Source organism: Pseudoglutamicibacter cumminsii (genome assembly GCF_003143995.1).
In the GTDB taxonomy this organism is placed as follows: domain Bacteria; phylum Actinomycetota; class Actinomycetes; order Actinomycetales; family Micrococcaceae; genus Pseudoglutamicibacter; species Pseudoglutamicibacter cumminsii_B.
Genome location: NZ_QFWG01000003.1, coordinates 60,338 through 74,680, shown reverse-complemented (window position 1 = coordinate 74,680; position 14,343 = coordinate 60,338). Strand labels below are relative to the sequence as shown.

Sequence of the window (14,343 nt, the reverse complement as noted above, 5' to 3'; positions counted from 1 at the left end):
GTGTATACGCCGGTAGAGTGAACACGGCGCACTATATTGTTGCGTTCCGTGATGTTGCGCTCCGTGAGGTAGGCGGAACATATCCCCCGTCGAAAGGATATTGGCGTGGATTCGCGAGCCATCCGTTTGGTCGCTATTGGCGACGAGTTGTTGGCCGGCCATGGCGACCCCCGTGCACTGGGTTGGTTCGGGCGTGTTCTGGCTGGGACTTCGAGCGATTCAGCGCAGATCACCTCGTTTGCTTTGCCTGCCCCGGCAGAGACCACTGAGGAGCTCGCTGAACGCTGGTTGGGTGAGGCTCAGCGTCGTTTCGCTAAAGACGGCGAGAACCGTTTGGTCCTTGCGCTATCCGATGCGGATGCTACCTACGGGGTCACGACGGCTCGGTCGCGTTTGAACTTGGCCAACATCTTAGATGCTGCAACTCAGCTGGGGTTGAGCACGTTTGTGGTGGGCCCTCCCCCGCGGCTTGAGGCCGACCGCAACCAGGAGATCGCCCGTTTGTCTGCCGCATTCGCGGATGTGACGACGCGTCGCAACCATTTCTACGTGGATGCTTTCCGCCCGCTTGAGAAACATGAGCAGTACCGCGCGGATTTGGCATCGAATAACGGTGTTCCTGGGCAACAGGGCCACGGTTTGATGGCGTGGCTTGTGATGCATCGCGGCTGGTATACCTGGCTTGGTATCCCTGAGCCAACTCGCTGACTTTCATTCTCATGCCCGTCGCATGCGATAATAGACGGAAGTGCTCGGTGCGAGACACCCGAGTATCACGAATTGTTCATAGATTTATGACGTTGTAAGGAGGACGCGATGAGCAGCAAGCGTGCACGTAAGCGCAAGGATCGCCGCCGGAACAAGGCGAACCACGGCAAGAAGCCAAACACCTGATCGTTTGATCGTTTAAAAGCTGGTGGGTCTGCACTATCCACGAATTGTGGAGTGCAGACCCACCAGCGTTTAACCACACGCACTGTGCTGTGTTTATTGTGGCTCCCTTATTGTGCGCTAGGTCGGATCCGTCAGCGCTACGGCCAGAGCTACGTCAGAACGGCCACCTTCCATCGACGCTACTGAGGCGTGTGCCGCGTCAAGCGCTTTCGGGCATCGAGTCTTTGATTTCCTCTAGCCGGTCAAGGATCTTGAATTTGAGTTGTTCCGGTGCGGCATCGTGGCAGCTGCGGCGTACGACGTTGCGGATGATGCATTCCAAGTCGTAGACGCTGCGGCATTCTTCACAGCCTTCGAGGTGGGCGCGCACTGCGTCGACGCCGTCGGCTTCCAGCACACCATCGAGGTATTCGTAGATGCGTTCAAGCCGGGCTTCAGTGCAACCACCGAGTTCGTTGCAGCCCTGAGTCATGATTGCTCCTTCTTCGAGACCTTCTTGGTCGACTTCTTTTCTTTCTTCTTTGCCCCTGTGGATGTTTCGGTACGTTCTACTGCGTAGTCGCTGAGCATGTCGCGCAACTGCCGGCGTCCGCGGTGTAGGCGGGACATGATGGTCCCGATCGGTACGCCCAGGATGTCTGCTGCTTCTTTGTAGGGGAAACCTTCGACATCCACGAAATACACCGCTAAGCGGAACTCTTCCGGGATGTCTTGGAGAGCTCGCTTGACTTCTGAATCTGGCAACGCGTCCAGGGCTTGTGCTTCGGCGGAGCGCAGAGCCTTGTCGCCACGTTCGATCTGAGCTCCGAGCTGCCAGTCCTCAACCTGGTCAGTTCCGGAGCGCATCGGTTCACGTTGCCGCTTCCGGTAAAGGTTGATGTACGTGTTTGTCAGGATGCGGTAGAGCCAGGCACGCAGGTTGGTGCCCGGTTTGTACTGGTGGAATGAGGCGTACGCCTTAGCGAAGGCTTCCTGGACGAGGTCTTCCGCATCGGCTGGGTGACGCGCCATCCGCAGAGCAGCTGAGTAGAGCTGGTCGACGTAAGGAAGGGCGTCGCGTTCGAAGCGCTGACGTCGATCTTCAGCTGTCTCGTGCTCGAGGTCAACTGGCCCGGAGTCTGTTGCAGCCGCGTTCGCATGCACGTCAGCTTCAGACTCCACGTTATCTTTGAGCTCGATATTCTCGGCGTCGTAGCCGTCAAGCTCTTCGTGTTTGTGTGTGGTTGCCATCTCGGCCAATGTTACTTGCTTTGCGCTTGATACGGAGTTGGATAGCGCTGTGGTGGCAGGTGTTTCCACGGTTGAAACCATCAGCACTTCCCTTCCTGCGACACTCACACGTTCTTGGATGTCAATAGGTTCAACGGAAACGTGGCGCGAAGTATTCCCTAACGCTTGGTGGCTCCTCCAAAGTTGCGGGCATTATGCGTGGTTTAGATGCTTTGGATGCCCTGCTCGTGTAAGGATGGAAGACATAACTACCCCGCGGGTGTTGGGCTCGTGACGCATGCGTTGCCTGGCGCCTGAGTATTGGAGGAAAAATGAGCCTTGTACGTCGTGTAGCTCGCCCGCTGTTGGCGGCACCGTTTATTACCGCTGGTGTTGCCCATCTCCGTTCGCCGGAGCGCACGGGCAATGGTTTGCGCCCGCTTTTGGACAAGGTTTCCGATGTTGTTCCACAGGCTCAGTCGGTAGCTGAGAAGCCTGAGCTGGCTGCTCGTGTTCTGGGCGGTGTTCAGGTGGGTGCTGGCGCGTTGTTAGCTTTGGGCAAGATGCCTCGTCTTGCGTCTGCTTTGATCGTTGCGGCGCAGTCGGCGACCTTGCTTGCTGATGGTGTTCCGCAGCATAAGGATGGTTCGCGTGCGCTGGCAGTTACGACGCAGCTCGGCCTGACTGGTGGCGCGTTGCTGGCTGTGGTGGATACTGATGGCAAGCCGTCGTTGGCTTACCGCACTCAGAAGGCTTCTAAGAAGGCGTCGAAGAAGGCGAAGAAGCAGGCGAAGAAGGCCGCTAACGCCGCCGGTTTGTCGTCCTAGTGATGGGGTGTCCCCTCGGCTGGCGGTTTGCTGGTTGAGGGGACACTTTTTATTTTCGAAGGGTTTTGTTTCGCTTCCATGTCGTCGATGTTGTGGTCGGCCCCTGTTGCTGATGGCCCGTTGGATGCTGTTGTTGAGATCCCTGGGTCTAAGTCGCTGACGAATCGTCACCTTGTGGTGGCGGCGTTGGCTGATGCCCGTACTCGTGTGGTGGGGGCTTTGCGTTCGCGTGATACCGATTTGATGGTTGAGGCGCTGTCTGCGTTGGGGGTCGGCTTCGAGTGGATTGATTCGTCGACGTTGTTGGTGACGCCGCTGGCTGAGGAGGCGTTGCGGGAAGAGGCCCCGGTATCGATTGATTGCGGCCTTGCGGGTACGGTGATGCGTTTTGTCCCGTATGTTGCAGCGTTGTTGCGTAGGCCTGTGACGTTTGATGGCGATGCGGCTGCTCGTGTGCGCCCGATGGGTGCGGTGATTGCGGGCTTGCGTGCGTTGGGTGCCGATGTTGTGGGTGGCGAGGATGGTTTCCTTCCGTTCACGGTGACGGGTTCTGACCGGGTTGCCGGTGGCGAGATTTCGTTGGATGCGTCGGGATCTAGCCAGTTTGTGTCTGGCCCGTTGTTGGTGGGTGCGCGGTTGCCGCGTGGTTTGGTGGTTCGGCATTCCGGTGGCGCGGTTCCGTCGCCTCAGCATGTTGAGATGACGGTTGAGACGTTGCGTGCCGCTGGCGTGGATGCCGCGGTGGGTTCCGATGGTGTTTCGTGGTCGGTTGCGGCGGGGCCATTGCAACCGGGCGATGTTGTGGTTGAGCCTGATTTGTCGAATGCTGGCCCGTTCCTGGCCGCGGCCTTGGTGTGTGGTGGCCGAGTTGCTATTCCTCGGTGGCCGTCTTCCACGACTCAGATTGGTGCTGAGTGGGAGCGGCTTCTTCCGCGTTTTGGTGCGCGGGTGCACCGGGAGCCGGACGCGTTTGGCACTGAGCAGCTCGTGGTGACTGGTGACGGCCGGATTTCAGGGGTTGAGGCCGATGGCTTGGCTGAGTTGGCGCCTACGGCAGCGGCTTTGTGTGCGTTGGCGGATGGCCCGAGCACTTTGACGGGGATCGCTCACTTGCGCGGACATGAGACGGATCGGTTGGCTGCGTTGGCCACGGAGCTCTCCGCGGTGGGTTCCCCAACTGTTGAGACTGAGGATGGGCTGGTGATCAGCCCGTCAGGCGAGCTCCGCCCGACGGTGTTCGGTTCGTATGAGGATCACCGGATGGCTACCGCCGGCGCGATCATCGGTTTGGCGGTTGAGGGTCTCAAGGTTGAGAACATCGAGACCACGTCGAAGACCATGCCTGATTTCCCTGCAATGTGGGCGGACATGTTGTCGCAGAAAGCTTCCGTCGCCGGGGCAGCTGACACTCAAACTCCTGACCAGGCAGGCGGTGTCGCCTGATGGCGCGGCGTGAGTGGTCTGAGGCGGATGTTCGGATCCGCCCGAATAAGCGCGGCACCCGTCCCCGGACGAAGGACCGACCGGCGCATGCTGATGCGGTGCTCGCGATGGTTGTGGGCGTTGATCGCGGCCGCTACCGTTGTGTTTTGCTCGATGAACCCGGCACCGGTTCGAAGGGCGCAGGTTCTAAAGGTTCGGGCTCTAAGAAGGCTCAGCGCCTGCGTCAGAAGCAGGCTGAGACTGGCCGTGAGCAGCGGATCGTCACGGCGATGCGTGCTCGCGAGTTGCGGCGTCAGGCGATTGTGGTGGGCGATCGCGTGCGGCTCGTAGGCGATGTGTCCGGCGCTGAGGGTTCGCTCGCACGCCTGGTGCGCGTCGAGGAGCGCTCCTCGCTGCTGCGCCGCAGCGCGGACGATACAGATCAGGTTGAGCGCGTGATTGTTGCCAACGCCGATCAGCTGGTGATCGTCGTGGCGGCGGCGAATCCTGAGCCGCGCACGGGTTTCATTGACCGCGCCCTGGTTGCGGCCTCGGATGCCGGCATTGATGCCGCCCTAGTCATCACCAAGACGGACCTGGCTAGCCCAGCACAGGTGGTTGAGACGTATGAGGGGTTGGGCGTCCGCGTTGTCACGTCCGGCTCGGCGGAGCATCCGGAAGACGTCGCGTCGCGTCCCGTGGATGAGACGAGCCAGAAACGCCTCCATGAGCTCTTGGATGGCCGGCTTTCCGCGCTCATCGGGCATTCGGGCGTGGGTAAGTCCACGCTGATCAACGCACTGACCGACGCCGAACGCGAGACCGGGGCAACAAACGCTGTGACTGGCCGCGGCCGTCATACGTCATCCTCTGCGGTGGCCGCGCATTTGCGCGGCGGCGGCCCGGGTTCATGGATTGTTGACACGCCGGGGATCCGTTCGTTCGGGATGGGCCATGTGGACGACGAGAACATCGTGAACGCGTTCACTGACCTTGTTCCTGCCACAGCGGATTGCCCTCGCGGTTGCACGCACGCGGCCGACGAACCGGGGTGTGCCTTGGACGCGTGGGTCGCCGATGGGAAGGCCGGCCCGAGCGGTGAAGTCCGGTTGGCGTCGATGCGCCGCTTGCTGGCTTCGCGTCAAAGCGACGTCAACGATGAAGACCTCAAGACGTTGGGTGGCTAGGGTTGTGAGTATGACCCACTTGAGTGATGACCTTGCTTTGGCGCATGAACTTGCCGATGCTGTCGATGCTTTGACGATGGAGCGTTTCGGCGCCGCGGATCTGTATGTTGAGACGAAGCCTGACGCCACGCCTGTCACGGAGGCTGACCGGCAGGCTGAGCAGCTTATTCGTGCACGTTTGGGGGAAGCTCGCCCGGATGATGCGGTGTTCGGCGAGGAGTTTGGTTCCACTGGGGATTCGAACCGCGTGTGGATCATCGACCCGATCGACGGCACCAAGAACTTCATGCGTGGCGTTCCTGTGTGGGCTACGTTGATCGCGTTGGTTGAGGACGGCGAGGTCGTGGTGGGCCTAGTCTCTGCGCCAGCTTTGGGCCGCCGATGGTGGGCTTCCGTGGGGCACGGAGCGTTCACTGGTGCTTCGCTGGATGATGCTCGCCGCATCGGGGTTTCGGGTGTCGCTGAGCTGGAGGATTCATCGTTCTCGTATTCTTCGCTCACGGGCTGGAAGGCCCGCGGTTGGCTCGATGGCGTGCTGGCGATCAGCGATACCGTGTGGCGCACGCGCGCGTATGGTGATTTCTTCTCGTACTGCCTCGTCGCGGAGGGCGCGGTGGATTTCGCGGCTGAGCCTGAGTTGAACCTCTATGACATGGCGGCGCTAGTACCGATTGTGCGCGAGGCCGGCGGCGTATTCACGTCTCTGCAGGCTGAGGATGGCCCGTGGGGCGGAAACGCAATCGCTTCGAATGGTCTGCTGCACGATGCGGCCTTGGGCCTGCTAGGGACCCGCGAGGCAGAGCGCACCCCTACTCCCCTGCCAACCCATCAGCACGGTTCCAACTAAGCGCTTCCGGTCGGCCCCGTTCAGCCCACCCCAGCATCGTTCGTTTTATGAGTTCTCTACGTCGCGTCATTTCACCTGCATGGCCGATCTATACGGCCGTGTTCGTGGGCGGTGCGCTCGGTGCTGCGGTGCGCGAGTCTCTGGTTCTACTCGGGGATGCGTGGCGGTGGCCAGAGAACCTGATGATTCTCCTCGTGAATGGCGTAGCTTCGCTGTTTCTGGGGTGGGTTGTCGGCATGTGGGATCGCGGCCGAGGCTTGGGCGGGAACTCTGCGGCCGTGAAGTGGCGTTCGTTTGTCAGCCCGGGTTTTGTGGGTGGTTTCGGATCGGTTTCCGCGGTGACGCTGCTTGCTTCAGACATCGTGGGCGATCTCGCTGTGCTGTCAGTGCACGTCGGGGTGGCGCTGGCGTGTGCAGGAGTGGGTTTCGGACTCGCCCGGTTGTGGAAGCCGGGTTCCTCGTTTACTCAGCCTGATCTTGCTTCCGGCGGTGATGAACGATGAGCGCGTTGCTGACGGTGCTGACGGTGAGCTTGGCAGGTGGGTTGGGTTCCGTTGCGAGAGTGTGGTTGATTCGGCGCGAGGAGAATGCGCGGGCTGAGGGAAGGCTCTCTTCAAAGTTCCCGTGGGGTATGTCGATTGCCAACACGCTGTCGTGTTTCATCTTTGGCGTGTTCACGGGTGGGTTCGCGGATCAAGCGTGGGCTGTGCCTGTTCTGGCTGGGTTCTGTGGTGGGTTCTCTACGATCGCTTCCGTCGCGACCACCGCTATTTCCGCGGCGAGGGAGAAGGCATGGCTACGTAGTACAGCGATTCTTGCCGCGATCCTTGCGCTGGCTGTTCCGGCGGCCTACCTCGGCTTGCTGATCGGTAAGGCGCTGTTCCTCTAGGTAGCTGCATCGCGGTCGGAAGCTCGTATAACGCAAGGGCGGAACGTGTTCATACACGTCCCGCCCTTGCGTTTTAGCGTGCGGATCTAGCGGGAGCTAGTGGGCCGCTTAGTCGATGCGCAGTTCGCCCATCTTGTCCCAGCCTTCGCCTTCGACCATGCGAGAGACGATGTCTGGGGTTTCAACGAGGAAAGGCTTCATCGACTCGAGACCCTTAGCGAAGTGGTCGGAGTTCACGTGGGCTTCGCCCGCGTCGTCCTTGAACGCTTCGATCAGCAGGAACACCGTTGGGTCCTGCGGGTCGCGGTACCACTCGAACCAGAGGTTTCCTGGCTCGTTACGGGTTGCCTTGGTGAACTCCTCAACGGCGTTGAGGAACTCTTCGGCCTTCTCCGGCTTCACTTTGTATTTCACATTGATAAGGATCATGGTTCCTATGCTTTCATGCCGGGGCCACGATGGCCGGCGTCACCAGTCGAACCGGCGCCTGCGGCCTGGACGATCGGCACAGCCTGCGTTGGGGCTTCCATGTGGTGGAAGCCTGCGAGCTCCTTTTCACCAGGTGCTGGAGTGAGCAGGGAAACCACTACCGCGAGTACGAGGCAGGTCAGGAAGCCTGGAACGATCTCGTACAGCGGCTCGGAGAGTGCACCACCCAGGGTGGAGAGCGTTGTGCTCTTGCTCCAGACGAACGCGACGGTCGCGCCACCAACGATGCCCGCCATCGCGCCCCAGTTGGTGAGGCGCTTCCAGTAGAGGCTGAGCACCACAACAGGACCGAATGCGGAACCGAAGCCGGCCCATGCGAATGCGACGAGGCCGAGCACGGTCGCGTTTTCTTCCAGCGCGAGGAATGCAGCGATGATCGCGACGATCAGAACGGCGACGCGGCCCAGCCACAGCTTCGTGGTCTTGGACATGCCTGGCTTGAACACCAGTGCGAGGTCCTCAACGAGCGCCGAGGAGGTCACCACGAGCTGGGAGGAGATGGTCGACATGATCGCGGCGAGAACCGCTGCGAGCACGAAACCTGCCAGCAGTGACGGCATGAGGTTCTGAGCGAGGTCGAGGACCACGGTCTCAGCGCTCTTGGCGTCAGTGAGCTGCTTGTCCTGGTTGAGGTTGAAGTATGCGATACCGGCCATCGAGGTCACGATGACGCCGATCACGGAGAGCACCATCCAGCCGACACCGATTGCGGCACCCCAGCGGGCGTCGCGGGAAGAACGCAGAGCCATGAAGCGGATGATGATGTGTGGCTGGCCGAAGTAGCCGAGGCCCCATGCGGCCGCGGATACGGCGCCGACGATGGTGCCGCCCTTCATGAGGGAGCCGAAGTCTGGGTTGACGCTGAGAACACCGTCGATGACCTGCTGTGGGCCGCCAACGGAGATCACGGCGAGAACTGGGACGATGAGGAGGGCCGCAAGCATGATGAGGCCCTGGACGGTGTCGGTGTAGGTTGCGCCGAGGAAGCCGCCGAACATCGTGTAGGCGAGCGTGATGCCTGCGACGAGCAGCATACCGGTCAGGTAGCTGCCGTTGAACGCAGACTGGAAGAACTTACCGCCAGCAGTCATGCCGGAGGATACGTAGAAGGTGAAGAACACCAGGATCACGATGCCGGAGACGATACGCAGGATGCGGGACTTATCGCCGAGGCGGTTTTCGAAGTAGCTCGGGATGGTGATGGAGTCGTTGGTGACTTCGGTGAAGCGGCGCAGGCGTGGCGCTACGAAGATCCAGTTGAGTGCCGCACCGATGGTGAGGCCGATCGCCATCCATGCCTGGAACATACCCATCATGTACAGGGCGCCAGGCAAGCCCATCATGAGCCAGCCGGACATGTCAGACGCGCCGGCGCTGAGTGCCGCGGTGAATGGGTGCAGGCGGCGGCCGCCGAGCATGTAGTCGTCGCCGTCGTCAGTTTTCTTGAAAGCGTAGTAGCCGATCAAGAGCATCGCTATGAAGTAAATGATGACGGCGATGAGTTTATATGAGCCGTCAGGACCCAATCCGAATAAGTCCATGTGTTCCTCCGGTTTATCCTCTCGTCATGCTTGATGCATCGGGTTTTATTCCGTTGGTGACTGGACAGACGAGTCATCGTTTCCGGACAACCGTCCAGCAGCCTTTGACAATATTTCCAATGTTCAGTTCTCAGCGTCCGCACTTGAAGAAGCACTTGTGCTGAGGCCAATGAGCTACCTTACAGTCATTGCGTTAATGATGCACGCTCATCGGCAGTATTTGATCCTGACATTCCTCAATCGTTGAGAGATAGACTTTAGTTTTGATGAATCTTGCTATCCACTGATCTTGTTTAGTAGGTCTTTAATCCCCGCTTTAGATAGACCTCGCCTTCCTGAATAATTTTCGTGATATGCGACACACTACCGCTATTCTGGGCACTTTCGAGTGTTGCCCCCGCGTTGCGAGATGCTTTATCCCTCGGAAACTTGTACAAGTCCGGATTGTTTCATCAGCTTCTCGGAGTTCCTGCTCTTCATGCCTATGGTCCCCTTATGAAGAAAACTGGATCAGTGGCAGCATTTTCCACTTTCGTAGCATTTTCCCTTGTACTGGACCTGTCCGCTTGCAGCTCCGAGAGCAAACAAGGGCACTCCCCCGACACTCCAGCTCCAGAAAACTCGGCCACTGAAACTTCAGCTTGGAATGACCGATTCTTTAGTGTTTCACCGGAGAATCCAGCTTCTGACTTTAACAACCCCTTTGCGACCTATTCATTTGAGGACTCCGCTACAGATTCTGCAGACGATTTTGCTGATCTAGCGCAAGAGGACGACAACAGGGTCGAAACACACAACGTCGGAGTTGTAATCAAATCGCCGTCTGCCAACATCAGCGTGAAGAAAATCGAAAGCCGCAAATCGATTCAAGGCACCTATGGGCGCACTATCAAAAAAAGAAAGGCAAGAAACTGTGGCTCCTGGAAATCAAGTGGAAAAACAATCTAAATGAAGCCGCGCGAAGCGCATGCGGTGGGCCGCGCTATGTCTCCCTTCGCGTCTACGACATCAACGGTGTCGAAATGCTGAGAGATGATGACTCTACTTTCATTAGTGGAAACGACTGTTCAACTGGCCTCATGAAGGATGAATCCGGCACCTGGCTCACGGCTTGTCACGGTAGGGACGAAAAGTTTGGCTGGGCAACATTCATCGATCGTAACGGCGAGGAATCGTATGTCACCCTCGACCCAGATCTTAAACTGCAATGAGTGACGGATGAATGATCGTTCGGCGAACACCATTTAATTAGCACTTCATAGGAGGAAGCGAGCGTAGGTCGAAGGCTAGGTTCGGTTCGGACTCTTTTCAGAGGCCACGAATTACGGAGCCTAGAACGCTCCAGGGTAAACAGCACTCCGGACCCGGTGTTAAATCCGGCGCATTAGAATTGAGATTCATGACCCCAGCTTCCAATCTGCCGCTCTCCCAGTTGCGTGATGAGTGTCAGCAGTTCATCGAGGATCGTTTTCCTGCAGACCAGCCCTATATGGGGGCGGCCGCCATGCTGCTAGCAGATGGCACTGTTTTGGCCGGGACAGCGCCTGAGGTCGCCAACTCTGGGGTTGCGTTATGTCATGAGACGGAACCATATTGCGCCGCCTACCGTTTGGATCAGCGCATCGTCGCGTCAATTTGTCTTTCACGCCTCGTCGATGGCCGCTATCTCGTACTGAGTCCCTGCGGCATCTGCCGCGAACGCTTGGCTGTCCACGGACCCGATGTGATGGTTGCTACGGCAGACCCTGCCGACCCCACGGTTCCCGTGTGGAAGAAATTGAAGGACGTTCATCTCGCCTACTGGCCTACCCCGTTCATGAAACCGGGCGAGGCAGCCGGCTGGCTGCAGCACGGCTGAGAGTAAAGATGTTCGAAGCTGATACGAGGCCTTTAGAAGTGTATTGCTGGGCAGACGGTAGCGGGTTTGGATGGAAGTCCCCCGGGGCTGCTTTATTTCCCGAGACCGGTTATTTCGATGAGTGCCCTTTTCTCACAGTGGATGTCGATGTCGCTGGCAGGATCGTCGATGTTGGCTTCGCGCTGGACCTAACTGACGGGGAACCCGTGAAAGACATCCGGTGCCGTATTGAACGGCACTGCAACGACGCGGCGATGAGCTGGGAGATGACTTTCCCACAAGGAACTCTTCTGACCTGTCATGCCGACGAGACCTGGAAAGCCGCGGGCTCGTTGGCAGAAACCTTGAGCGCCAGCCTGACCCCACACGGCGACATGCTGACAGTCGCCATCACGTCACGAAAACTTCAGGCATTAAAAAGGGCATAGAAAAGGGACCTGGTGAACTCTCCTGCGTCAAGGCACAAGAGAGTTCACCAGGTCCCACAATGGTGGAGGCGGCGAGAATCGAACTCGCGTCCGATGTGGTGTTGCCAGGACTTCTCCGGGCGCAGCACTGTTTCAGGGCTTCTCAGTCCCAGAGACCATCACCAGTGCAAGTGGCCTGTGGTTACCCTGTGGACTCAGCCGCTAAAAGTGTCGCGGACACGCTCACGGCAAGCGTGCCCACCAGTGGCTATCTAGCTGACGTCAGACAACCGGAGCGATAGCAACCCCGGGCTGACGGACTCGGTCACTGCAATTAGGCAGCGAGAGCGAAGTCAGTGCGCTTAGATTCGGCACTTATTAGTTTGCAGAGAACGTTAACGAGATGACTCTACATTCTCGGCCCGCTTCCCCTGTCGCGACTCACATCGTCGAAACCAAGTCGCCCCCGTATTCAGTTGTCCCACCCACACAACTGACGGAACCCGCAAGCATCAGATACTCGCGTGTCAGTTGCCTCAGTGGGCTGAACGATGCACTCACCGCAATGAGTGCAGATAACCATGTTACACGACGCCCGCACGGCGGTTACGCGAACGCAACGCACGCAATGCCTCACGGTTGTCCTGCTTCTCCTTTAAGGCGTGGCGCTTATCCCACTCCTTCTTACCGCGAGCCAACGCGATCTCAAGCTTGGCGCGGCCCTCCTTGAAATACAGGCTCAACGGCACGATCGTGAACCCAGCCTCATCGACGCGGCGCTCAAGCTTCACAAGCTCCTTACGGTGCAACAAAAGCTTGCGGCGGCGGCGTGCAGCGTGGTTGGTCCACGAACCGTTCAGGTACTCCGGGATGTAGAGCATCTCTGCCCACAGCTCACCCCGGTAAAAGGTGCAGAAACCCTCCGCGAGAGACGCTTTCCCCTCGCGCAAAGACTTAACCTCAGTACCCGTCAAAACCATCCCGGCTTCATAGGTATCCAGGATCTCGTAATCATGCCGCGCCTTACGGTTGGTCGCGACCACGTGATTACGTTGATCTTTAGTCTTCTTCTTATTGGCCATGATTGATCAAGCTTAGCGAATGACGAACGCCACCGCTTCCACGGTGGCGTTCGTCATCTATCTTTTGGTGCGCATCCTGCGCTGGCTATCAACTACCAGAGCAGACCCGCCGGGTTGCGGTGCTTACCGTTCACGATCGTTTCAAAGTGCAAGTGGCACCCTGTCGAGTTACCCGTCGTTCCGACGTACCCGATAACCTGTCCCCTCTTGACCTTCTGGCCCACGCTTACCGCCGTGCGCGTCATGTGGTGATAGTTAGTCGTCAACGCATGCCCGTTAACGATGTTGTGATCAACGGACACGACGATGCCACTCATGCCCTTCCAGCCGGCATGCATCACACGGCCGTCAGCCGCGGCGATGATAGGAGCGCCACAGCGGGAACCCCAGTCGATACCAGCGTGGACATAGCCGCCCATTCCGCCGTAGTCAATCGTGCCCGCAGGCGTTGGCCGCCAGCCGTAACCCGAGGTGATAGGACCAGACGTCGCCGGAACAACCAAGCCCCATGTGCCCTTCGAAACCGTCTTAGACACCTTCGTGTTGTTCGTCGCGGTCGTAGCCTTCTTCTGCGCAGCCTGCGCCTTAGCACGCAGAGCCGCGGCATTCTTAGCGCGACGACGCTCGGCAGCTTCAGCCTCACGCTGAGCCTTCGCTGCTGCCTCACGCGCCTTCCGAGCGCGCTCCTCAGCCTCACGCTTCAAGCGCTCCTGGCGTTCCTTAATCTCCTGATTGACCTTCGCCTGCTCAGCCTTCTGCTCTTCAAGCTGCTGACGCGCCTTAGATTTCGCGTCCTCGAGCTCAGCCTGAGCCTTCTCGGTCTCATCCAGTAACTGATCCAGATCAGCCTTCGCCGCATCGGCCGCCTCGCGAGCCTGAGTCTGACGCGCCAACGCGGCATCAGCCTGCTGCTTCAAACCACTGATCTCGTCTTCAACAGCGCTCAAACGAGCCGTCGCGTTACGCTGCTCAGCGCCGCGGCCCAACAACTGGTTCAGCTCGCGATTCTGGGCACGCGCAAGGCGCGAAGAAACCTCAACCGAGCTAGCCCACGAATTCAAATCCGAACCATTCATCAACAACGCAAGATCCGAACCCTCGAAACCACCAGACTGGTATGCACGCGCTGCAAGCTGACCCGTGAGCTTACGCTGCTCAGCCGTCAAAGCCTTCGTCTCATCCTGCGCCTGAACCATCTCTGCGCGTGACTGCTCCGCAGCAGCCAAACGTCCCTGAAGCTGTTCAGCCTCGGAACGAGCAACCGACTCCGCAGCCTCCGCTTCCCGGACAGCGGCCTCAGCCGCTGGAAGCTTGTCCTGGAATTCACGAAGCTTCGCTCCGTTCTTTTCCAGCATCGCGTTCACACTCTCGAGGTCCTTCTCGGTGCCTGCGATCTGCTTCTCGATGCGGTCCTTGCGGTCATCAAGCTTGTCAGCGTTGGCCGGGAAAATACCCAGAGTCAACGTCAAACCAGCGACTACACCCGCAGAAACAACAGCCGCAAGCTTTCCACGCACACCACCACGCTGCGCACCAGCATTCGCGGCCGCGTCACCGCGACCAGAGAACGAAGTAGCTTCATGTACCACGAGGGCTAACGTCCTTCCATAAAAAACGCCCCAAGAAGGAGAAGACATTGACGCAAACGACATCAACACAAACACAGCGCTATCTGCACAAACACAGTGTTA

General features: G+C 58.9%; 17 protein-coding genes and 1 other RNA gene. 11 read left to right on the top strand and 7 right to left on the bottom strand.

The window, feature by feature from the left end; translation table 11 throughout:
- Window positions 1–105: 105 nt before the first annotated feature.
- A complete protein-coding gene (locus CAY35_RS03650) occupies window positions 106–708 on the top strand; it encodes a GDSL-type esterase/lipase family protein (protein WP_109303362.1) in 603 nt (200 codons plus the stop codon).
- A gap of 108 nt (window positions 709–816) precedes the next feature.
- A complete protein-coding gene (locus CAY35_RS10005) occupies window positions 817–894 on the top strand; it encodes a 50S ribosomal protein bL37 (protein ID WP_375231749.1) in 78 nt (25 codons plus the stop codon).
- Between the two features lie 199 nt (window positions 895–1,093).
- On the opposite strand, the gene rsrA is transcribed toward CAY35_RS10005, so the two are convergent.
- Together rsrA and CAY35_RS03640 are read right to left on the bottom strand one after the other, a co-directional pair.
- A complete protein-coding gene (rsrA, locus tag CAY35_RS03645; protein WP_101629542.1) occupies window positions 1,094–1,366 on the bottom strand; it encodes a mycothiol system anti-sigma-R factor in 273 nt (90 codons plus the stop codon).
- Window positions 1,363–2,124 (bottom strand): sigma-70 family RNA polymerase sigma factor, encoded by a 762-nt coding sequence (locus CAY35_RS03640; RefSeq protein ID WP_109303431.1) that lies wholly within the window; start codon window positions 2,122–2,124, stop codon window positions 1,363–1,365. The genes rsrA and CAY35_RS03640 overlap by 4 nt, the downstream gene beginning before the upstream one ends.
- Before the next feature lie 311 nt (window positions 2,125–2,435).
- On the opposite strand from CAY35_RS03640, the gene CAY35_RS03635 reads away from it, so the two are divergent.
- The 6 genes from CAY35_RS03635 (at window position 2,436) to CAY35_RS03610 (ending at window position 7,275) form a co-directional block, all read left to right on the top strand.
- The gene (locus CAY35_RS03635) at window positions 2,436–2,930 is read left to right on the top strand and encodes a DoxX family protein (protein ID WP_109303361.1); all 495 of its coding nucleotides are present in this window, start codon (window positions 2,436–2,438) and stop codon (window positions 2,928–2,930) included.
- 87 nt (window positions 2,931–3,017) lie between these two features.
- Window positions 3,018–4,373, top strand: a complete 1,356-nt coding sequence (aroA, locus tag CAY35_RS03630; protein WP_258265612.1) for a 3-phosphoshikimate 1-carboxyvinyltransferase — start codon at window positions 3,018–3,020, stop codon at window positions 4,371–4,373.
- The gene (gene rsgA / locus CAY35_RS03625) at window positions 4,373–5,539 is read left to right on the top strand and encodes a ribosome small subunit-dependent GTPase A (RefSeq protein ID WP_109303359.1); all 1,167 of its coding nucleotides are present in this window, start codon (window positions 4,373–4,375) and stop codon (window positions 5,537–5,539) included. Before aroA ends, rsgA begins: the two co-directional genes overlap by 1 nt.
- A 10-nt stretch (window positions 5,540–5,549) precedes the next feature.
- On the top strand, window positions 5,550–6,386 hold the full coding sequence (hisN, locus tag CAY35_RS03620) for a histidinol-phosphatase (RefSeq protein WP_109303358.1): 837 nt from the start codon (window positions 5,550–5,552) through the stop codon (window positions 6,384–6,386).
- Between the two features lie 47 nt (window positions 6,387–6,433).
- Complete coding sequence (locus CAY35_RS03615) at window positions 6,434–6,889, top strand: fluoride efflux transporter FluC (RefSeq protein WP_146191911.1); 456 nt, start codon at window positions 6,434–6,436, stop codon at window positions 6,887–6,889.
- A complete protein-coding gene (locus CAY35_RS03610; protein ID WP_109303356.1) occupies window positions 6,886–7,275 on the top strand; it encodes a fluoride efflux transporter FluC in 390 nt (129 codons plus the stop codon). Before CAY35_RS03615 ends, CAY35_RS03610 begins: the two co-directional genes overlap by 4 nt.
- 108 nt (window positions 7,276–7,383) lie before the next feature.
- Here CAY35_RS03610 and CAY35_RS03605 read toward each other — a convergent pair whose 3' ends face one another.
- Window positions 7,384–7,704, bottom strand: coding sequence for a putative quinol monooxygenase (locus tag CAY35_RS03605; RefSeq protein ID WP_109303355.1), 321 nt, complete (start codon window positions 7,702–7,704; stop codon window positions 7,384–7,386).
- Window positions 7,705–7,709: 5 nt separating this feature from the next.
- On the bottom strand, window positions 7,710–9,305 hold the full coding sequence (gene putP, locus CAY35_RS03600; protein WP_109303354.1) for a sodium/proline symporter PutP: 1,596 nt from the start codon (window positions 9,303–9,305) through the stop codon (window positions 7,710–7,712).
- 495 nt (window positions 9,306–9,800) lie between these two features.
- Between putP and CAY35_RS09465 the strand changes: the two genes are divergently transcribed.
- The 3 genes from CAY35_RS09465 to CAY35_RS03590 all read left to right on the top strand — a co-directional run bounded on the left by CAY35_RS09465 (window position 9,801) and on the right by CAY35_RS03590 (window position 11,591).
- Window positions 9,801–10,253, top strand: coding sequence for a hypothetical protein (locus tag CAY35_RS09465; protein WP_181377475.1), 453 nt, complete (start codon window positions 9,801–9,803; stop codon window positions 10,251–10,253).
- Window positions 10,254–10,704: 451 nt separating this feature from the next.
- Window positions 10,705–11,163: a cytidine deaminase gene (locus CAY35_RS03595; protein WP_109303353.1), complete on the top strand. Its 459-nt coding sequence runs from the start codon at window positions 10,705–10,707 to the stop codon at window positions 11,161–11,163.
- A gap of 8 nt (window positions 11,164–11,171) precedes the next feature.
- Window positions 11,172–11,591, top strand: a complete 420-nt coding sequence (locus tag CAY35_RS03590; RefSeq protein WP_101629560.1) for a hypothetical protein — start codon at window positions 11,172–11,174, stop codon at window positions 11,589–11,591.
- A gap of 60 nt (window positions 11,592–11,651) precedes the next feature.
- Here the strand turns inward: CAY35_RS03590 and ssrA are convergent.
- The 3 genes from ssrA to CAY35_RS03575 form a co-directional block, all read right to left on the bottom strand.
- Window positions 11,652–12,038, bottom strand: a transfer-messenger RNA (tmRNA) gene (gene ssrA / locus CAY35_RS03585).
- A gap of 116 nt (window positions 12,039–12,154) precedes the next feature.
- Window positions 12,155–12,652 carry an SsrA-binding protein SmpB gene (gene smpB / locus CAY35_RS03580; RefSeq protein ID WP_101629561.1) on the bottom strand — a complete coding sequence of 166 codons (498 nt, stop codon included), beginning with the start codon at window positions 12,650–12,652 and terminating at the stop codon, window positions 12,155–12,157.
- A gap of 92 nt (window positions 12,653–12,744) precedes the next feature.
- On the bottom strand, window positions 12,745–14,241 hold the full coding sequence (locus tag CAY35_RS03575; protein ID WP_181377474.1) for a peptidoglycan DD-metalloendopeptidase family protein: 1,497 nt from the start codon (window positions 14,239–14,241) through the stop codon (window positions 12,745–12,747).
- Window positions 14,242–14,343 lie beyond the last annotated feature (102 nt).

Bases quoted from the DNA above. Each gene is read 5' to 3' on its own strand.
- CAY35_RS03635 (WP_109303361.1), top strand. From the start codon at position 2,436: ATGAGCCTTGTACGTCGTGTAGCTCGCCCGCTGTTGGCGGCACCGTTT.
- CAY35_RS03605 (WP_109303355.1), bottom strand. From the start codon at position 7,704: ATGATCCTTATCAATGTGAAATACAAAGTGAAGCCGGAGAAGGCCGAA.
- CAY35_RS09465 (WP_181377475.1), top strand. From the start codon at position 9,801: ATGAAGAAAACTGGATCAGTGGCAGCATTTTCCACTTTCGTAGCATTT.
- CAY35_RS10005 (WP_375231749.1), top strand. From the start codon at position 817: ATGAGCAGCAAGCGTGCACGTAAGCGCAAGGATCGCCGCCGGAACAAG.
- CAY35_RS03615 (WP_146191911.1), top strand. From the start codon at position 6,434: ATGAGTTCTCTACGTCGCGTCATTTCACCTGCATGGCCGATCTATACG.
- CAY35_RS03610 (WP_109303356.1), top strand. From the start codon at position 6,886: ATGAGCGCGTTGCTGACGGTGCTGACGGTGAGCTTGGCAGGTGGGTTG.
- aroA (WP_258265612.1), top strand. From the start codon at position 3,018: ATGTTGTGGTCGGCCCCTGTTGCTGATGGCCCGTTGGATGCTGTTGTT.
- CAY35_RS03640 (WP_109303431.1), bottom strand. From the start codon at position 2,124: ATGGCAACCACACACAAACACGAAGAGCTTGACGGCTACGACGCCGAG.
- rsrA (WP_101629542.1), bottom strand. From the start codon at position 1,366: ATGACTCAGGGCTGCAACGAACTCGGTGGTTGCACTGAAGCCCGGCTT.
- CAY35_RS03590 (WP_101629560.1), top strand. From the start codon at position 11,172: ATGTTCGAAGCTGATACGAGGCCTTTAGAAGTGTATTGCTGGGCAGAC.
- smpB (WP_101629561.1), bottom strand. From the start codon at position 12,652: ATGGCCAATAAGAAGAAGACTAAAGATCAACGTAATCACGTGGTCGCG.
- CAY35_RS03595 (WP_109303353.1), top strand. From the start codon at position 10,705: ATGACCCCAGCTTCCAATCTGCCGCTCTCCCAGTTGCGTGATGAGTGT.
- rsgA (WP_109303359.1), top strand. From the start codon at position 4,373: ATGGCGCGGCGTGAGTGGTCTGAGGCGGATGTTCGGATCCGCCCGAAT.
- hisN (WP_109303358.1), top strand. From the start codon at position 5,550: ATGACCCACTTGAGTGATGACCTTGCTTTGGCGCATGAACTTGCCGAT.
- putP (WP_109303354.1), bottom strand. From the start codon at position 9,305: ATGGACTTATTCGGATTGGGTCCTGACGGCTCATATAAACTCATCGCC.